General features: G+C 64.6%; 12 protein-coding genes and 1 riboswitch. Of the genes, 7 read left to right on the forward strand and 5 right to left on the reverse strand.

Annotated features, from left to right (window positions below; genetic code table 11):
* Positions 1–132: 132 nt before the first annotated feature.
* A complete protein-coding gene (locus tag NG898_RS25875; protein WP_252695073.1) occupies positions 133–2,016 on the forward strand; it encodes a bifunctional sugar phosphate isomerase/epimerase/4-hydroxyphenylpyruvate dioxygenase family protein in 1,884 nt (627 codons plus the stop codon).
* A 120-nt stretch (positions 2,017–2,136) separates the two neighbouring features.
* Positions 2,137–3,201 (forward strand): porin, encoded by a 1,065-nt coding sequence (locus NG898_RS25880; RefSeq protein ID WP_252695074.1) that lies wholly within the window; start codon positions 2,137–2,139, stop codon positions 3,199–3,201.
* Positions 3,202–3,267: 66 nt separating this feature from the next.
* On the opposite strand, the gene NG898_RS25885 is transcribed toward NG898_RS25880, so the two are convergent.
* The 3 genes from NG898_RS25885 to NG898_RS25895 form a co-directional block, all read right to left on the reverse strand.
* Positions 3,268–4,521 carry a D-amino acid dehydrogenase gene (locus tag NG898_RS25885; protein WP_252695075.1) on the reverse strand — a complete coding sequence of 418 codons (1,254 nt, stop codon included), beginning with the start codon at positions 4,519–4,521 and terminating at the stop codon, positions 3,268–3,270.
* 145 nt (positions 4,522–4,666) lie between these two features.
* Positions 4,667–4,772, reverse strand: a riboswitch (glycine riboswitch).
* Between the two features lie 64 nt (positions 4,773–4,836).
* Positions 4,837–5,628 carry an ethanolamine ammonia-lyase subunit EutC gene (gene eutC / locus NG898_RS25890; RefSeq protein WP_252695076.1) on the reverse strand — a complete coding sequence of 264 codons (792 nt, stop codon included), beginning with the start codon at positions 5,626–5,628 and terminating at the stop codon, positions 4,837–4,839.
* 20 nt (positions 5,629–5,648) lie between these two features.
* Entirely contained in the window at positions 5,649–7,031 is a 1,383-nt protein-coding gene (locus tag NG898_RS25895; protein ID WP_252695077.1) for an ethanolamine ammonia-lyase subunit EutB, read from the reverse strand.
* Between the two features lie 124 nt (positions 7,032–7,155).
* On the opposite strand from NG898_RS25895, the gene chrA reads away from it, so the two are divergent.
* The gene (gene chrA, locus NG898_RS25900; protein ID WP_252695078.1) at positions 7,156–8,391 is read left to right on the forward strand and encodes a chromate efflux transporter; all 1,236 of its coding nucleotides are present in this window, start codon (positions 7,156–7,158) and stop codon (positions 8,389–8,391) included.
* Between the two features lie 50 nt (positions 8,392–8,441).
* Here the strand turns inward: chrA and dbpA are convergent, their stop codons facing one another.
* Entirely contained in the window at positions 8,442–9,839 is a 1,398-nt protein-coding gene (dbpA, locus tag NG898_RS25905) for an ATP-dependent RNA helicase DbpA (protein ID WP_252695079.1), read from the reverse strand.
* 14 nt (positions 9,840–9,853) lie between these two features.
* On the reverse strand, positions 9,854–10,039 hold the full coding sequence (locus tag NG898_RS25910; protein ID WP_024978748.1) for a hypothetical protein: 186 nt from the start codon (positions 10,037–10,039) through the stop codon (positions 9,854–9,856).
* A 495-nt stretch (positions 10,040–10,534) separates the two neighbouring features.
* Here NG898_RS25910 and NG898_RS25915 point away from each other — a divergent pair, with 495 nt between their 5' ends.
* From NG898_RS25915 to rbbA, 4 genes are read left to right on the forward strand one after another with little or no spacing between them, the layout of a single operon-like run.
* Complete coding sequence (locus NG898_RS25915) at positions 10,535–12,283, forward strand: PHA/PHB synthase family protein (RefSeq protein ID WP_252695080.1); 1,749 nt, start codon at positions 10,535–10,537, stop codon at positions 12,281–12,283.
* A complete protein-coding gene (locus tag NG898_RS25920) occupies positions 12,284–13,807 on the forward strand; it encodes an efflux transporter outer membrane subunit (RefSeq protein ID WP_392397897.1) in 1,524 nt (507 codons plus the stop codon).
* On the forward strand, positions 13,804–14,877 hold the full coding sequence (locus tag NG898_RS25925) for an HlyD family secretion protein (RefSeq protein WP_392398033.1): 1,074 nt from the start codon (positions 13,804–13,806) through the stop codon (positions 14,875–14,877). Before NG898_RS25920 ends, NG898_RS25925 begins: the two co-directional genes overlap by 4 nt.
* Positions 14,841–17,657: a ribosome-associated ATPase/putative transporter RbbA gene (gene rbbA, locus NG898_RS25930; RefSeq protein WP_252695081.1), complete on the forward strand. Its 2,817-nt coding sequence runs from the start codon at positions 14,841–14,843 to the stop codon at positions 17,655–17,657. Before NG898_RS25925 ends, rbbA begins: the two co-directional genes overlap by 37 nt.
* The last annotated feature ends 7 nt before the right edge of the window (positions 17,658–17,664 follow it).

Genomic DNA, 17,664 nt, shown 5'->3' on the forward strand with positions numbered 1-17,664 from the left:
TAACCCTAAAAACGAGCGATATGTGCGCACGATTGTACGATCATCGAACGCTGTTGCGCGAATGCCGCTTGTCGGCATGTGGAGGCGCTCCTACGCTGCGGGCATTGCTTGACGCCCGACCACCGTATCGCCATGAACTCGCTTCACCCAGCACGTCGCCCCAAATGCATCGCCACGGTGTGCCTGTCCGGCACGCTGCCTGAGAAGCTGGAGGCTGCCGCCGCCGCAGGCTTTGACGGTGTCGAGATCTTCGAGAACGATTTGCTGAATTTCGATGGATCGCCGGCGCGCGTGCGGCAAATGGCAGCAGACCTAGGGCTGGCGATCATGCTGTATCAGCCGTTCCGCGATTTCGAAGCCATGCCGCGAGAGTTGTTCGCGCGAAACTTGGCGCGGGCCGAGCGCAAGTTTGACGTAATGGCCGAGTTGGGCGTCGAGATGGTGCTCGTCTGCAGCAGCGTGCAGGACATCGCCATCGACGATCCGGCGCTCGCGGCAGACGATCTGCGCCAGATGGCAGAAGCGGCGGCACGGCGCGGGCTGCGCGTGGGGTATGAGGCACTGGCCTGGGCGCGGCATACGCGGACCTGGCGGCAGGCGTGGCAGATCGTGCGACAGGCTGACCACCCGGCGTTGGGGCTGATTCTCGACAGCTTCCACACGCTCTCGCTGGGCGATTCGCTGGATGGCCTCCACGATGTGCCGGCGGACAAGCTCTTCTTCGTGCAGTTTGCAGACGCCCCGAAGTTGTCGATGGACGTACTGTCCTGGAGCCGGCATCACCGTAACTTCCCGGGGCAGGGTGACCTTGCGGTGACGGAGTTTGCGCGCGACCTGCTTGCTGCGGGCTATACCGGGCCGTTGTCGCTTGAGGTCTTCAATGACGAATTCCGCTCTGCGCCCGCACGACTAACGGCGCTGGACGGCATGCGTTCGCTGCGCTGGCTGGAGTCCGAAGCTGGCGGTGCGGAACTGCCGGCGCCAGCGCAATTTGAAGGCGTGGATTTCCTGGAGTTTGCCGTGGATGCTGCGGCAGGACGGGAACTTGAAACGCGCCTGCGTGCGCTGGGTTTCATCCTTGCGGGGCACCATCGCTCCAAGGCGGTTGACCTGTATCGGCAGGGCGGCGTCAACGTGATCCTGAATATGGAGCAGGACAGCGCAGCGTCGGAACACTTCCAGTTGCACGGGCCGTCTGTCTGTGCGATCGGCCTGAAAGTAGACGATGCCGAGCGCGCCATGGCACGCGCACGTGAGTTATGCGCCCAGGAATGGCGCGGGCCCGTGGGGCCGACTGAGCGCAGCATTCCCGCGCTGCGCGCGCCCGATGGCACGCTGCTCTATCTGATCGACGATCGTGAGGCCGATCGCAGTATCTACGAAAGCGATTTTGTCTTGCATCCTGGCGTGCAGGACGATGCAGCCGGGTGGGCATCGATCGACCACGTTGCACAGGCGCTACCCGCGCACCGGCTCGACAGCTTCGTGCTGTTCTACCGGGCCATCTTCGGCATGCACGCCGAAGCCGTACAGGAGATTGCCGACCCGTACGGCCTCGTGAAAAGCCGGGCGATGGTGAGTCCGAACCGCAACGTGCGGATTCCACTCAACGTATCGGAAAGCGGGCGCACGGCCACGGGCAGGTTCATCACCGCCTACGCGGGCTCGGGGGTGCATCACATTGCATTCCGCACTGAGCGACTGTTCGAGACCATCGAGGCCATCGACCGTGGCGCGGCCCGCCTGCAGCACGTTCCCGAGAACTATTACGACGACGTTGCCGCCCGACTTGGGCTGGATGACGCATTGCTCAACCGCCTGCACGACGACGGTCTTCTCTACGACCGCGACCCGCACGGCGATTTTCTGCACGCCTACACCGAACCCTTTCGCGAGCGCTTCTTCTTCGAGCTTGTCCAGCGCAACGGCTACCTGGGCTACGGCGCAGCAAATGCTGCCGTGCGCATGGCTGTGCAGGCACAACTGAGCCGCGGCGCCACTTCGGCTGACCACTGAGACACGAGAAATCTTGCGCTCACGGTTGTGCGGCCGTGGGCGCTATCCACGCAACACCACGGCTGCACGTGCGGCCGTCGCACATTCATACCCATCACACAAAGAGGAGACAAGGGAGCCATGAACAAGACAATGATTGCCGCACTGGTGCTCGGAGCCACGAGCCTGCCGGCGGCAGCGCAAACCGCCGGCGGCGTCACGCTCTACGGGCTGATCGACACCACCATCCGCTACAGCACGCACGAAAATGCGGCAGGCAACAGCAATCTGCAGATGACGGACGGCGTGCTGACCGGCAGCCGTTGGGGCCTGCGCGGCACGGAAGACCTGGGCGGCGGCACCAAGGCCATGTTCATCCTGGAATCGGGCTTCTCCCCCGATACCGGCGGTAGCCAGCAGGGCGGGCGTCTATTCGGACGCACTGCGGTGGTCGGCCTGGAAGGCGATTACGGCAAGCTCTATCTCGGCCGGCAATACACGCTGGCGCACGAGGTCCTGTCTTCATACGAGGCGATGGCGTTTGCCAATAACTCCATCGTCGGCTATCAAGGCGGCAACTACACAGGCCTGCGCTACGACAACACGGTCAAATACATCAAATCGTTCGGCGGCCTGCAGCTTGCCGGCGCATGGACGTTTGGCGAAGCGGCGGGCAGCTTCAGCAAGAGCTCGGCGGGCGCCGGCTCAATCGTCTACAGCATGGGGTCGGCTGAAGTGGGCGCGGTGTACCAGGTCACGCGTGATGTGTCATCTGCGTTCTTCGGCGCGGTGCCGGCAGCGCTGGCCAGCAAGCAGACGGTCTGGGGCTTCGGCGGCAAGCTGGATACTTCGATTGCCACGTGGTACCTCGGCTACACGAACAGCCGCCTCGACGTGGCCGACTACAAGAACCAAGCCGCCTATGTGGGCGCAAAGGTGCCGATCTCCGGCGCACTCAGCTTCATCGGCACCGTGCAGTACGACTGGATGAAGCACCTCGATGCCAGCGGCAAGCGCCTGACCACCGCCGGCATGCTCGACTACGCGTTCAGCAAACGCACCGATGTGTATGCCGAGGTGGACTACACGCATCTGCAGGGTAGCTGGGTGGCGTTGGACAGCGCCGCCGCGTTCAACAACTCCGGCAACCTGTACGGCAACAATTCGCGCTTGGGCGTGATGCTGGGCGTGCGACACAAGTTCTGATCGCTTGGATCGTGCTCGCAATGAAAAAGCCCGCCGTGACTCTGGTGGGCTTTTTCGTTTCTGCGATCAATGAAGCGGGCAATCTCGCGCGATCACGTCGCCCACCATTGCGGCGGTAGCGCCGGATAGCGTCCAGCCGAGGTGCCCGTGGCCCGTGTTGTAGAACACGCGCCCATGCCGCCCACGGCCGACGCGCGGCATCATGTCCGGCATCATCGGGCGCAAGCCGGCCCAGGGCACCACACGCGACGTGCCAATGGCGAAGTTGCGGCGCGTCCACGCGACCAGCGGTTCGATGCGGTCGGCGCGGATGTCGCGGTTGTAGCCGTTGAATTCCGCCGTGCCGGCCACGCGGAAGCGGCCCGCGCCCAGGCGGCTTGTCACGATCTTCGCGCTCTCGTCGAGCAGGCTGACCCACGGCGCGCCTTGCACGCTGGCTTCGTCGTCCAGGTGCACCGTGATCGAATAACCCTTGACCGGATACACGTTGATGCGATCGCCCACCAGTTGTGCGATATGCCGGCTGCCCACGCCCGCGCAGACGACCATCGCATCCGCGGCAAGGTCCTGTACGACATTCGCCGAGCTGGTAGACAGGCGGTCATCGAGCGTGGTTTGCAGGAGCAGGCGGACGCCGCTTTCGGTGGTTTCCACATCGCGCACATCTACGCCGTGCATGAACCGCACGCCGTGCTTCTCACACGCCTGCGCCAGGCCGCGCGTGAACTTGTGGATGTCACCGGTGGCGTCGGATTCGGTGAAGTAGCCGCCGTAGTAGTTGCCGCGCAGCGTCGGCTCAATGGCGGCAATCTCCTCGGGGCTCACGGGGTGTCGCTCAAGGCCACCTGCGACGAGCAGGGCGTTGGCCTTGCCTGCTGCCGCAAAGCTGGCCTTGTCGTGATAGACGTGCAGAATGCCGCGCTTCTGCAGGTCGAAATCGATCTGCTCGCGTTCGGCCATCGCAAACAGGTGCTTGCGTGCCTCGATGGCCATGCGTGTGGTCTCGATGGTGTTGCGGCGGTAGTGCGCGATGCTGGCGACGAACTCGCCGATCCACGAGTATTTGTGCCACGACGGCTTGGGGTTGAGCAGCAGCGGCGCGTCGTTGCGCAGCATCCATTTGATGCCCTTGAGGAGCGTGCCGGTGCTGTTCCAGACTTCTGCGTTGCTGGCGGAAAGCTGCCCGCCGTTGGCAAACGAGGTTTCCATGGCTGGATACAGGTGGCGGTCGAGCACCGTGACCTGATAGCCGAGTTGCGAGAGTGTGTAAGCAGTGGTGACGCCGGATATGCCGGCGCCGACGATGACGATGTGCGTCATGGCGGTCCCTATGGAGTGATGTCATGACCGGACGATCCGGTCGGCTCACCCCATCTGTCTTGGGACCTGAGAGCTTGGGCATCAGCAGCGCTGGCGCCTTCCCCTTCGGTGGGCGCACGCGTGTACGCCTCTCTCCAGATTCGCAGTCGACGCCACAGTCCTTTTGCCTGAGAGTTTCCGGGGTGGTTGCTCCATCGGCGCCGGGCGTTGCGCGTGTGCGTGTTGCGCCCGGTCTCTCCTGCGGCGTGTTGCAGCTGTCGTTGGTGCGTCAGCCGCGCCTGCGTGCTGCCGGTGTGGGCAGCGGGAGCGAGTGTGTCACGGCTCGTCTCGTTCGGCAAGTCGGGCTGCGCCGGAGGCAACGGACGGCGTGTCGTCCTTCAGGTCCACGCCACTGCGGCCGAGCGCCAGTGCGCCTTTGAGCAGGAACACCAGCCGGTTCGCTGCCTGGTCATAGGTCAGGCCCGCCGGCCGCACATTGGAAATGCAATTGCGCTCTGCATCCGAGCGGCCAACGCGCGGCGCGTAGGTCAGGTAAATGCCTAGGCTGTCAGGCGAACTTAACCCCGGCCGCTCACCGATCAGCATCACGACCTGCCGCGCGCGAAGCAACGCACCGATCTCATCCCCCAGCGCAACCCGGGATTGCTCGGCGATGGCGACCGGCCCGATCGACCAGCCGGCCGGCAGACGCTCACGCACGCTGCACAGCAGCGGCACGGCATGGCTTTGCACGGCCAATGCGGAGAGCCCGTCGGCAATCACGAAGACAAGGTCGAATGGCTCCGCTGGCCGCAGCGCGCCGAGTTCTGCGCGGCTGGCTTCGTCAAGCCGGCGGCCGAGATCGGGGCGGCGCAGATACTCGGCGCGATCGGCTGCCGCGCTGTGCACCGCCAGGGCCGTGAAGCCCGCCTGCCCAAGCGCGGCCGCTAAAGCTGCACGATTGAGTGGCAAGTGCACGGCATCGCGCGCCTGGGCGTGCGCCACGCCAAACGCGAGCACAGCGTCGGTCGTCTGGCTGTTGCCGGCGCGGCCCAGCGCAATGCGCGCGTCGGTGAAGGCGCGCAGGTGTGTCCATGGATTCGGCTGAACGAGGGGATATTTCGGCATGTTTGGCTTCCCGGCGGGATTCACAGCGCGTGGGCCAACTGCAGCAGCGGTTGCCGCGCCGTGGCGTCTTGCAGGCGCCCAGCGGCGTCGACAATACCCATGCTTTGCAGCCACGCCTCAAACTCCGGTGCAGGCCGCAGGCCCAGCGTGTCGCGCAGATAGAGCGCGTCATGAAACGACGTGCTCTGGTAATTGAGCATGATGTCGTCGGCACCCGGGACGCCCATGATGAAATGGATGCCCGCCACGCCAAACAGTGTGAGCAGCGTATCCATGTCGTCCTGATCGGCTTCGGCGTGATTGGTGTAGCAGACGTCGCAGCCCATGGGCAGGCCCATCAGCTTGCCGCAGAAGTGGTCTTCCAGCCCCGCGCGGATGATCTGCTTGCCGTCGTAGAGATACTCCGGGCCGATAAAGCCGACCACCGTATTGACCAGCAACGGCGAGAACGCCCGCGCCACCGCATAAGCTCGCGCCTCCATGGTTTGCTGATCGACGCCATGATGCGCATTGGCCGACAACGCGCTGCCCTGGCCGGTCTCGAAATACATCACGTTGTTGCCGACCGCACCGCGCGCCAGGCCCTGCGCGGCGTCATGCGCCTCGGCCAGCAAGGCAAGACTGATACCGAATCCCGCGTTGGCCTGTTCGCTGCCCGCCACCGATTGAAATACCAAGTCTACAGGCGCGCCCTGGTCAATGGCGCGCAGTGTGTTTGTCACGTGGGTCAGCACGCACGACTGCGTGGGAATGGCGTAGCGGTTGCGCAGTTCGTCAACCAACTGCAGCAGCGAGACGATGGCGCCGAGATTGTCGCCAGCGGGGTTGATGCCGATGGTCGCGTCGCCGCAGCCATAGAGCAGGCCATCGATGATCGATGCCGCAATGCCTTTGGGATCGTCCGTCGGGTGGTTGGGTTGCAGCCGGACCGACAACCGGCCGGGCAACCCGATGGTGTTGCGAAAGCGCGTGACCACGCGGCACTTGCGGGCCACGGAAATCAGATCCTGATTGCGCATCAGCTTGCTGACTGCGGCAGCCATTTCGGGCGTGATGCCGGGGGCAACGCCTGCCAGTGTCTGGCTGTCGGTCTCATGCAGGAGCAACCAGTTGCGGAACTCACCCACCGTGAGCGAGGCAATCGGCTGGAAGGCCTGCGCGTCATGCCGATCAAGAATCAGGCGCGTGACCTCGTCGTCTTCATAAGGCACCAGCGCTTCGTTGAGGAACACCGACAGCGGCACATCCGCCAACGCCATGCGCGCGGCCATGCGTTCGCCCTCGCTGGCCGCGGCCAGACCCGCCAGATAGTCGCCCGAGCGCGCCGGGCTGGCTTTGGCCAGGAGCGCCTTGAGATCGTTGAACACATGGCGTTGCGCGCCAATGGTCTGAGCGAAGTGCATGATGGGATACGCGGAAGCGTCCAATGACGGTGACGGCGATGCTTATCCTGCCACTTTAGTTGCCTTCTATGTCACGGCGGCAATGTTCTAATACGCATTTCCCAAACGTCGATCTCGCCCGTAAATGACCGCATCCGCCACACCGTCCCGCTTACACCAAGCGGGCTCTGCCATGGAAGTGCTGGCGGTCTTTCTCAAGCTGGGCCTCACCAGTTTCGGCGGCCCTGTCGCGCATATCGGCTACTTCCGGCGCGAGTTCGTAGACCGCCGCCGCTGGCTGGATGACGCAACATTCACAGATCTCGTTGGCCTATGCCAGTTTCTGCCCGGGCCTGCCAGCAGCCAGGTGGGATTCTCCGTCGGGCTGCTTCGGGCGGGATGGCGTGGCGGGTTGGCGGCATGGTGCGGCTTTACGCTGCCTTCCGTCTTGTTGCTGCTGGTTTTTGCGATGCTCGCGCCGAGCCTCGGCGGCCCGATTGGCGTGGGCCTGATCCACGGTTTGAAGCTGGTTGCCGTTGCGGTGGTGGCGCAGGCCGTGTGGGACATGGCGCGCAAGCTCTGTCCTGACTGGCAGCGCGCAGGTATTGCGCTGATCAGCATCGCCGTGCTAAGCGCGTTGACGACCGTTTACGCGCAACTTGTCGTGATCGTGCTTGGCGCCGTGCTGGGCTTGTTGTTATGCCGATCGTCGCGTCCGGCGAATGAGGGTCCGAGGGCGGGGCAGGGAACCGCATTCCGCGTGTCTCACGCTGCCAGTATCGTCAGCCTGGTGCTGTTCTGCGCGCTGTTGTTCGGGCTTCCGGTTGTGGCAGACCTTCATCCATGGATGCCCGCGAAAGTGTTCGACGCGTTCTATCGGTCGGGCGCGTTGGTTTTCGGAGGCGGGCACGTCGTGCTTCCGCTGCTGGAGCATCAGACGGTCGCGACGGGTTGGGTCACGCCGAACGATTTCCTGGCAGGCTACGGCGCCGCGCAGGCCGTGCCCGGGCCGTTATTCACCTTCGCCGCTTTCCTCGGCTGGACGATCGCGCCAGGGCTCAATCATTGGGCCGGTGCTGCGCTTGCTACGGTGGGCATTTTTCTGCCGGGCCTGCTGCTGGTCATCGCGGCGCTGCCTTACTGGCAGGCATTGCGCGCGCGTCCTTCCATGGCGGCGCTGCTGGCGGGTGTGAATGCCGCAGTGGTTGGATTGCTGGCGTTTGCCCTTTACACGCCGGTCTGGACGAGCGCCGTGCGGTCATGGAGCGACTTTGCCGTCGCGGCGATTGCGTTCCTGCTGCTGACGCGATGGAAAACGCCACCGCTGATTGTGGTGGCGTTTTGTGCGGCGGCGGGCGTTGGCGCTGCCATGCTGGGTTGAATCGCGCTCTTCCTACGAGCGGCAACCAGTAACTGCGCAGGGGCAGGGGGTCATTCGTCCATGAGCCGAACCCGGACCTTCTTGCCCTTCAGCGTGCCACCGTTGAGCTTGCGCAGCGCCTCGCGTGCGATGCCGCGGTCGACCGCAACGTAGGTCGAGAATTCGGTCACGTTGATCTTGCCGATCTGGTCGCCCCGAAAGCCGGCGTCGCCCGTCAATGCACCGAGTACATCGCCGGGGCGGATCTTCTCCTTGCGTCCGCCGAGAATCTGCAGCGTTTCCATTGGCGGCAGCAGCGGTGCGTCATTGCCGGTATCAAGCTCGTCGAGCTTGTGCCATTCGACCTCGCGCCCAAGCGCCTGTTCGATGTTGCCGACACGGCCCATCTCGTCCATGCTCGCGAGGCTCAACGCCCAGCCGTTCTCATCGGCGCGGCCCGTGCGGCCAATGCGATGCACGTGCACTTCGGGGTCGGGCGTCACGTCAACGTTGATCACCGCTTCGAGCTGTGCGATGTCGAGCCCGCGCGCGGCAACGTCGGTCGCGACGAGCACCGAGCAACTGCGGTTCGCGAACTGGATCAATACCTGATCGCGCTCACGCTGCTCGAGTTCACCATGCAGCGCCAGCGCGTGGATGCCCTCCGCGCGCAACACGTCGAGCAGGTCACGGCATTGCTGCTTCGTGTTGCAGAAGGCGAGCGTGCTCACCGGCCGATAGTGCTTGAGCAGCAGCCCGACCGCATGCAACCGCTTGTTGTCGGTCACCTCGTAGAAGCGCTGGCGAATCTTGCTGTCGTCGTGGCGCTCTTCGAGCTTCACTTCTTTTGGATTGCGCAGAATGCGCTGGCACAGCTTCGCAATACCTTCCGGGTAGGTCGCCGAGAACAGCAGCGTCTGGCGATCGGCCGGGCACTGGCGCACGACCGTCGCGATGTCATCGAAGAAACCCATGTCGAGCATGCGGTCTGCTTCGTCAAGCACGAGCGTCTTCAGCGCGCCGAGCGCAAGATTGCCGCGTTCCAGGTGGTCCATGATGCGCCCCGGCGTGCCGACGATGACATGTGCGCCATGCTCAAGGCTTGCCGCCTGCGGACGCATCGGTGTGCCGCCGCAGAGCGTCAGTACCTTTACGTTTTCTTCGGCGCGTGCCAGGCGGCGGATTTCCTGCGCGACCTGATCGGCAAGCTCGCGCGTCGGGCAGAGCACCATCGCCTGTACGTCGAAGCTGCGCGCGTCGAGCCGTGCGAGCAGTGCCAGCGCAAACGCTGCCGTTTTGCCGCTGCCCGTCTTTGCCTGCGCGATCAGATCGTGGCCCGCAAGCGCGATGGGCAGGCTTGCAGCCTGGATCGGCGTCATGTCGGTGTAGCCGAGCTGCGCAAGGTTCGCGAGCACGGCCGGGGCGAGCGCTAGGGTGGTGAAGGGCGTGGCGGTTGGTTCGATGGTCATGTCGTTGCGTTGGATCACTTGAGCGGCTTGCCTTCGATTTGCTTGTAGATGACCCGGCCGTCTTTGGTTTCGACGCGTTTGAGATAGTTGCGCGCGCCGCATAGCGCACAGCGGAACAGCGGTCCTTGGCCCTCATCCTTGATGACGACGTCGGACAGCTCCCACTGCGTGCCGCAGCTCTGGTTGATGCAAGTGAACACGGTTTTCTCTAAATGGATTGTTCGTTGCGCCTCGATGACGAGGCAGGTGGACCGGGGCCGCGAATGCGCCGATGTCAATCTGGATCAATACCTCAACCACAAATGGCGTTGCCGAGCCGTTCGTAGGAGATTGCGCTGCCCTTTGGCTATTTTGGCCTGACAGGTGGGAAAGTCATCTCGTCTCGCGACGCCCACGCCATGCGCCCAATGCATCCTGTTGGTGCAACAGATTTGCGGCTACAACGTTGAGAGCGATGGAAATATGGGGCCGATCTTGCAGATCGTCACGTTTTCCCCGCCGGACTCTAACACACCCATTTAGGCTCGTAAGGCGCGGGCGAAGCCTCTGTGACGAGTGGCAGGAAACTGCAGATGTCATTTCTTTGACACTGTCTAGAGTCCGCGCTCTTGTCCCGGTTTGAGGTGCGTCAAGTCTGGTCGGTAGCCGCTGGCATCTAATGGATCGCATATTGGCAATCGTTTGACGCCCCAACTATGCGCACCGCCCCCGTGCCGTCTTCACCAACTGCAGAACAGATCGATCTGCCGTTTCACGCTGCTCTTGCCCGCACATCGAATTCGCTGTCCCTCGCATCAATGCAGCTGGCGTTGCTCGACTGGGCACTGCATCTCGCCGTCTCGCCAGGCAAGAGGCTGGATCTGTGCCGCCTGGCGCTGACGCAGGCCGAACAACTCGAGCGTTACATCCGGGACTGTATGGCGTCCGGCCCTCAGGACGTGTGTCTTTGCGTCCAGCCGCCGGCCCATGACCGTCGTTTCTTGGCTGACGAGTGGCGCTTGTGGCCGTTCAACGTGCTGCACCAGTCCTTCCTGTTGACGGAGCAATGGTGGGAGGCGGCCACACGCGGCGTGTGGGGCGTCGCCAAGCATCATGAAGACGTGGTTGCCTTTGCTGCGCGTCAATGGCTCGACATGATGTCGCCAGGCAACCAGTTGGCAACCAACCCCATTGTCTTGCGTCGGACCTTTGAACAGCACGGTACCAATCTCGTGCGCGGCGCACTCAATGCGCTTGACGATCTGGAGCGCTCCATGAGCGGCGCGCCGGCCGCCGGCACCGAAGGTTTTATGGTGGGCCGCGACGTGGCCATCACGCCCGGCAAGGTGGTCCTGCGCAACCGCCTGATCGAGCTGATCCAGTACGCGCCGGCCACGAACAAGGTCCAGGCCGAGCCCATCCTGATCGTGCCGGCATGGATCATGAAGTACTACATCCTGGATCTGTCACCGCAGAACTCGCTGATCCGCTATCTGGTAGAGCAGGGCCATACCGTGTTCTGCATCTCCTGGAAAAACCCCGATGAGGCTGATCGCGCCCTCGACATGGATGACTACCTCAAGCTCGGTGTCTTTGCCGCGCTCGATGCCGTCAATGCCATCGTGCAGGGCCAGCGCGTCCACGCCACCGGTTACTGCCTTGGCGGCACGTTATTGGCCATTGCAGCGGCTGCCATGGCGCGCGATGGCGATGCGCGGTTGGCATCCATGACGCTCTTTGCCGCGCAGACAGACTTTTGCGAGCCGGGCGAACTCGGCCTGTTCATCGACGAGGCACAGGTCAGTCTGTTGGAAGCGCAGATGGAGCAAACCGGCTATCTACGCGCCAGCCAGATGGCCGGAGCCTTCCAGATGCTGCGCTCGTACGACTTGCTGTGGTCGCGTGTGGTGGGTGAATACCTGCTGGGCGATCGCGCACCGATGAACGATCTGATGGCCTGGAACGCCGATGCCACGCGCATGCCCGCGCGGATGCACAGCCAGTATCTCCGGCATCTGTTCCTGAACGACGACCTGAGCGAGGGCCGCTACCCCGTCAACGGAAAGCCGGTGGCCCTCAACGACATCGACTTGCCCATCTTCGTGGTGGGCACGCTGACCGACCACGTGGCGCCATGGCGCTCGGTCTACAAGCTGCATCACCTGACCGAGGCGGAGCTGACGTTCGTATTGACCAGCGGCGGCCACAACGCCGGCATTGTCAGCCCGCCGGCCAACTCGCACCGGCGGTTCCAGATGCAGACACGTAACGTCGGCGAGGTATCGGTGGCGCCGGATGATTGGTTGGCATCGGCACCCACCACCGACGGTTCATGGTGGCCGGCATGGCATGCATGGCTGGTCGCGCATGCATCGGGCCCCGCACCGGTGAAGCCACCGAAGATGGGCGCCCCGGCACTGCCGCCACTGGCGGACGCGCCGGGCGCCTACGTGCTGGAGAAATAAATGCGTGTGCAAAAGCAGCTTCGGGCGTGTGGCAGCTACGCCGGCACGCGTATGGCCGCCATGGTAGTCACCGCCACTGTGCTGGCACTGTCGGGTTGCATCTCGATGGCGCCGCCTTACGAGGCGCCCGCGTTGCCCGTGGCCCAGCACTACGACGCCGACGATGGCCGGGATGGCCTGTCAGCGTCAGCGACCGGTTGGCAGGCGTACTTTACGGACACGCGCCTGCAGGCGTTGATCGAGCAGGCGCTGGAAAACAACCGCGACCTGCGCACTGCCGTGCTGCGTGTGGAAGAGGCGCGTGCCGCGTTTGGCATCCAGCGCGCGGAGTTGTTTCCGCATCTCAATGCGCAGGCCGGCGTCAGTCGCCTGAGCATTCCGGCGGACGTAAGCCCCTTCGGCATGCCGATGCGTGTCACCCAGTACCAAGTGGGGGCCGGCGTCTCCAGTTGGGAGATCGATTTCTGGGGACGCGTACGCAACCTCAACGAGGCCGCACTGGAAAGCTATGTGGCATCCGACGCCGCACGCCGTGCGGTAGCGCTTGGGCTGATCGCGCAAGTGGCCGACAGCTATCTGGTGCTGCGTGAACTCGACGAGCGCATCGCGCTGGCACAACAAACCGTGGATAGCCGGACCGAAACACTGCGCATCTTCTCGCGCCGCGTGGCGGTGGGCGCGACGTCAAGATTGAACCAAACGCAGGTCGAGACCCTGCTGACCCAGGCGCAGGCGCTGCTAACGCAATTGCAGCAGGCGCGCGACGCGCAGGCGCACGGCCTGGCCTTGCTTGTCGGCAAACCAATCGACCTGCCGCCGGTCTCCGAGCCACTTGACGAGCACCGCATGCTGGCCGAACTGCGCGCAGGCCTGCCTTCCGACCTGCTGACGCAGCGCCCGGACATTGCCGCCGCGGAGCACCGGCTGCGTGCTGCGCACGCCAGCATCGGCGCGGCACGGGCCGCTTTCTTTCCCCGAGTGGCACTGACCGGCGCTTACGGCACGCTGGGTCCGGAACTGGGCAACCTGTTTGCGCCCGGCACACGCGCCTGGGTATTTGCGCCGAGTATCAGCCTCCCGCTCTTTGAAGGTGGAAAGCTGCGCAGCAACCTCGACCTGGCAGAAGCCCGCCGAGACCTTGCCGTGGCCGGTTACGAGAAGATCGTGCAGAGCGCATTCCGCGACGTGTCCGACGCGCTCTCTGCACGCAAGTGGCTGGCCGACCAACTCGACATTGCGAAGGCCGCACTGGCGGCACAAACCGAACGCGCGCGGCTGTCGCAACTACGTTTCGACGCTGGAGCATCGACGTTCCTGGAGGTGCTCGACGCCCAGCGCGACCTACTGGCCGCGCAGCAGCAACTGGTGCAGGTACGCCGTGCGCTTCTCTCTAGCCGCGTTGGCCTGTATGCCGCACTGGGTGGCGGCACGCAGGCCGTCGAATCCGAATCTGATCTGCAACCTCACCTGAGCCTGACGCCGCCCCCGCGCGTATCGGGCGTATCGGGCGGAACAACACCATGACTACGACTCCCCGACAACGATGGATTGCGCTGCTGGCGGCCGCCCTGGTGATGGCTGGCGGAGCGTTCGCGTGGAAGGCTTTACGGCAAGAGGGCCCCGGCAAGGGCTTTGCGAGCGGCAATGGCCGCATCGAGGCCACAGAAATCGATGTGGCCACCAAGCTGCCTGGCCGCGTGCAGGACATTCTGGTGGACGAGGGCGACTTCGTGACGGCCGGCCAGCCGCTTGCGCACATGCAGGTGCAGACGCTGGAAGCGCAACGCGACGAGGCCCTGGCGCGGCAGCAGCAAGCGGTCTCTGCCGTGGCGAGTGCGCAGGCCCAGGTGGCCGTGCGAGAGGCCGATCGGCAGGCTGCGCTGGCGCAGATTGCCCTGCGCGAGAGCGACCTGGATGCCGCTCAGCGGCGGCTGGCGCGTTCTGAAACGCTGTCGCACGAAGGCGCTTCGTCAATGCAGGAGCTGGACGACGACCGCGCCCGCGTGCGCAGCGCCAAGGCCGCGCTGGTGGCGGCCCGCGCGCAAGCCGAGGCCGCGCAGGCGGCCGTGCTGGCCGCTCATACGCAGGTGGCCGGCGCCGGTTCCACCGTCAAGGCAGCAGACGCAACCGTATTGCGCATCAAGGCCGATATTGACGACAGCGCCTTGACGGCCCCGCGCGACGCCCGTGTGCAATACCGCATTGCCCAGCCCGGTGAGGTGCTGGCCGGCGGCGGGCGGCTGCTCAACCTCGTGGATCTTTCCGACGTCTACATGACCTTTTTCGTGCCGGAGACGGACGCGGGCCGCATCGCCATGGGCAGCGAGGTGCGTATCGTGCTGGACGCTGCGCCGCAATACGTGATTCCGGCGCGCGTGTCCTTTGTGGCCAGCACCGCGCAATTCACGCCCAAGACCGTGGAGACGGCCAGCGAGCGCCAGAAGCTGATGTTCCGCGTGAAGGCGCAGATCGATCGCGATCTGCTGCGTAAGCACTTGAAGCTGGTGAAGACCGGCCTGCCCGGCATGGCGTGGCTCAAGCTCGACACGCAGGCCGAATGGCCGGCCGCCCTGGCGATCAAGGTCCCGCAGTGACGCGGTCTGCCGAGCCATCCCCCTTGCATGAGGTGCCCCTCGCGGCGCCGGTGGCGAGCCTTGCCGGCGTGAGCCTGCGCTACCGCAAGACGCTGGCGCTGGATGGCGTCACGCTTGACCTGCCTGGCGGCTGCATGGTCGGGCTGATCGGTCCGGACGGCGTGGGCAAGTCCAGCCTGCTGTCATTGGTGGCCGGCGCGCGTGCCCTGCAGGACGGTGCGGTACATGTGCTGGGCAGCGACATGGGCGACCACCGTGCGCGCGCGGCGGTCGGCCCACGCATTGCTTACATGCCGCAAGGGTTGGGGCGCAACCTGTACCCCACGCTGTCGATCGAGGAAAACCTGCAGTTCTTCGGGCGCCTGTTCGGCCACGATGCAGCGGAGCGCCGCCGCCGCATTGATGCCCTCACGGCCAGCACCGGCCTGCGGGCGTTTCTCTCGCGGCCTGCCGGCAAGCTGTCGGGTGGCATGAAGCAGAAGCTGGCGTTGTGCTGCGCGCTGATCCACGACCCGGACCTATTGATCCTGGACGAGCCGACCACGGGCGTCGACCCGCTCTCGCGCAGGCAGTTCTGGGACTTGATTGCCAGTATTCGCGCCACGCGCCCGGGCATGAGCGTGATCGTGGCCACCGCGTACATGGAAGAGGCCGAACGCTTCGACTGGCTGGTCGCCATGGACGCGGGGCAGGTGCTCGCCACCGGCACACCGGCTGGCCTGCGCAGCCGTGCGGGTACCGATTCCCTCGAGGCCGCCTTCATTGCACTGCTTCCGCTGACGCGCCGGCAGGGGCATCACGCCGTGGTCGTGCCGCCCCTGGTGGCCGGTGCAGAAGACGATGTTGCGGTGCAAGCGAACGGCCTGACCATGCGCTTTGGTGATTTTGTCGCGGTCGACCACGTCGACTTCCGCATCCGTCGTGGAGAGATCTTCGGCTTTCTCGGCTCGAACGGCTGCGGCAAATCGACCACCATGAAGATGCTCACCGGCCTGCTGCCTGCCAGCGAGGGCCAGGCGTGGCTGTTTGGCCATCCGGTCGACCCGAAAGACATCGACACACGCCGCCGCGTGGGGTACATGTCGCAGGCGTTCTCGCTGTATGGCGAGCTGACCGTGCGTCAGAACCTTGTGCTGCATGCGCGTCTGTTCCAGGTGCCCGAAGCCGAGGTGCAGTCGCGTGCGGCTGAGATGCTGACCCGCTTCGGCCTGCAGGAGGTGTCCGACAGCCTGCCTCAGAGCTTGCCGCTGGGCATGCGGCAGCGTTTGTCGCTGGCGGTGGCGATGGTGCACAAGCCGGAGCTGCTGATTCTGGATGAGCCGACCTCGGGCGTGGACCCGGTCGCGCGCGATATGTTCTGGCGCCTGATGATCGACCTCGCACGGCGGGATCGCGTGACCATCTTCATCTCCACGCACTTCATGAACGAGGCCGAGCGATGCGACCGCATCTCGCTCATGCACGCCGGCCGGGTGCTGGTAAGTGATGCGCCCGCTGCGCTGGTGCGCGCTCGCGGCACGCAGACGCTGGAGCAGGCGTTCGTAGTCTATCTGCAGGAGGCTGCCGAAGCGTCTGCGGGCACCGACGAGGTTGCTGCGCCGCTGCCGGTGCGCACGGCGGCGGCCAGCGCACCTGCCGGCATACCCGCCCGCCGCCGCTTCAGTCTTGCGCGCGCATTGAGCTATTCGCAACGTGAGGCGCTGGAGCTGCGCCGCGACCGCGTGCGCGCCACGCTGGCGCTGCTGGGCACGGCCATCCTTATGTTCATCATCGGATATGGCATCAGCCTGGACGTGGAGAACCTGACCTACGCCGTGCTGGACCGCGACCAGACCGTGCTCTCGCACGACTACACGCTCAACCTGGCGGGCTCGCGTTATTTCATCGAAAAACCCCCAATTCGCGACTACGCTGAGTTGGACCGCCGCATGCGCAACGGCGAGTTGTCGCTGGCGATTGAAATCCCGCCTGGCTTTGCACGCGACGTGGAACGCGGCGCGGCTGTCCAGATCGGTGCCTGGGTGGACGGTGCCATGCCCACCCGCGCCGAAACCGTGCGCGGTTACGTGCAGGCCATCCACCAGCTTTGGCTTGCGGATACTGCGGTGCACCGGCTGGGGGTGCGTCTGGCGGCGCCCAGCAGCATCGAAACGCGCTATCGCTACAACCCCGACGTGAGAAGCCTGCCTGCCATGGTGCCCGCCGTGATTCCGATGCTGCTGATGATGATTCCCGCCATGCTGGCGGCGTTGTCGGTGGTGCGCGAAAAGGAGTTGGGCTCCATCATTAATTTCTACGTGACACCGGTCACTCGCGCGGAGTTCGTGCTTGGAAAGCAGTTGCCGTATATCGTGCTCGCCATGCTGAACTTCCTCTTGCTGGCACTGCTGGCAGTGACGGTGTTCGGTGTGCCGATCAAGGGCAGCTTTGCGACGCTCGCGTTGGGGGCGCTGATCTTCGTGACGTGTTCGACAGGTTTCGGGCTGTTTGCGTCCACCTTCACGCAAAGCCAGATCGCGGCCATGTTCGTCACCATGATCGGCACGATCATTCCGTGCGTGCAATTTGCAGGGCTGCTCAATCCCGTGTCGTCGCTGGAAGGAGCGGGGGCCATGATCGGGCGTGTGTATCCCGCCACGCACTTCCTGACCATCAGCCGGGGCGTCTTCAGCAAGGCGCTGGATATGGGGGCGTTGGGCAGCGCCTTCTGGCCGCTCCTGGCGGCGGTGCCGGTCATCCTGGGCGCCACCTTGCTAATGCTGCGCAAGCAGGATCGGTAGGAGAGCC

The organism is Ralstonia mojiangensis, from assembly GCF_023955645.1.
In the GTDB taxonomy this organism is placed as follows: Bacteria; Pseudomonadota; Gammaproteobacteria; order Burkholderiales; family Burkholderiaceae; genus Ralstonia; species Ralstonia mojiangensis.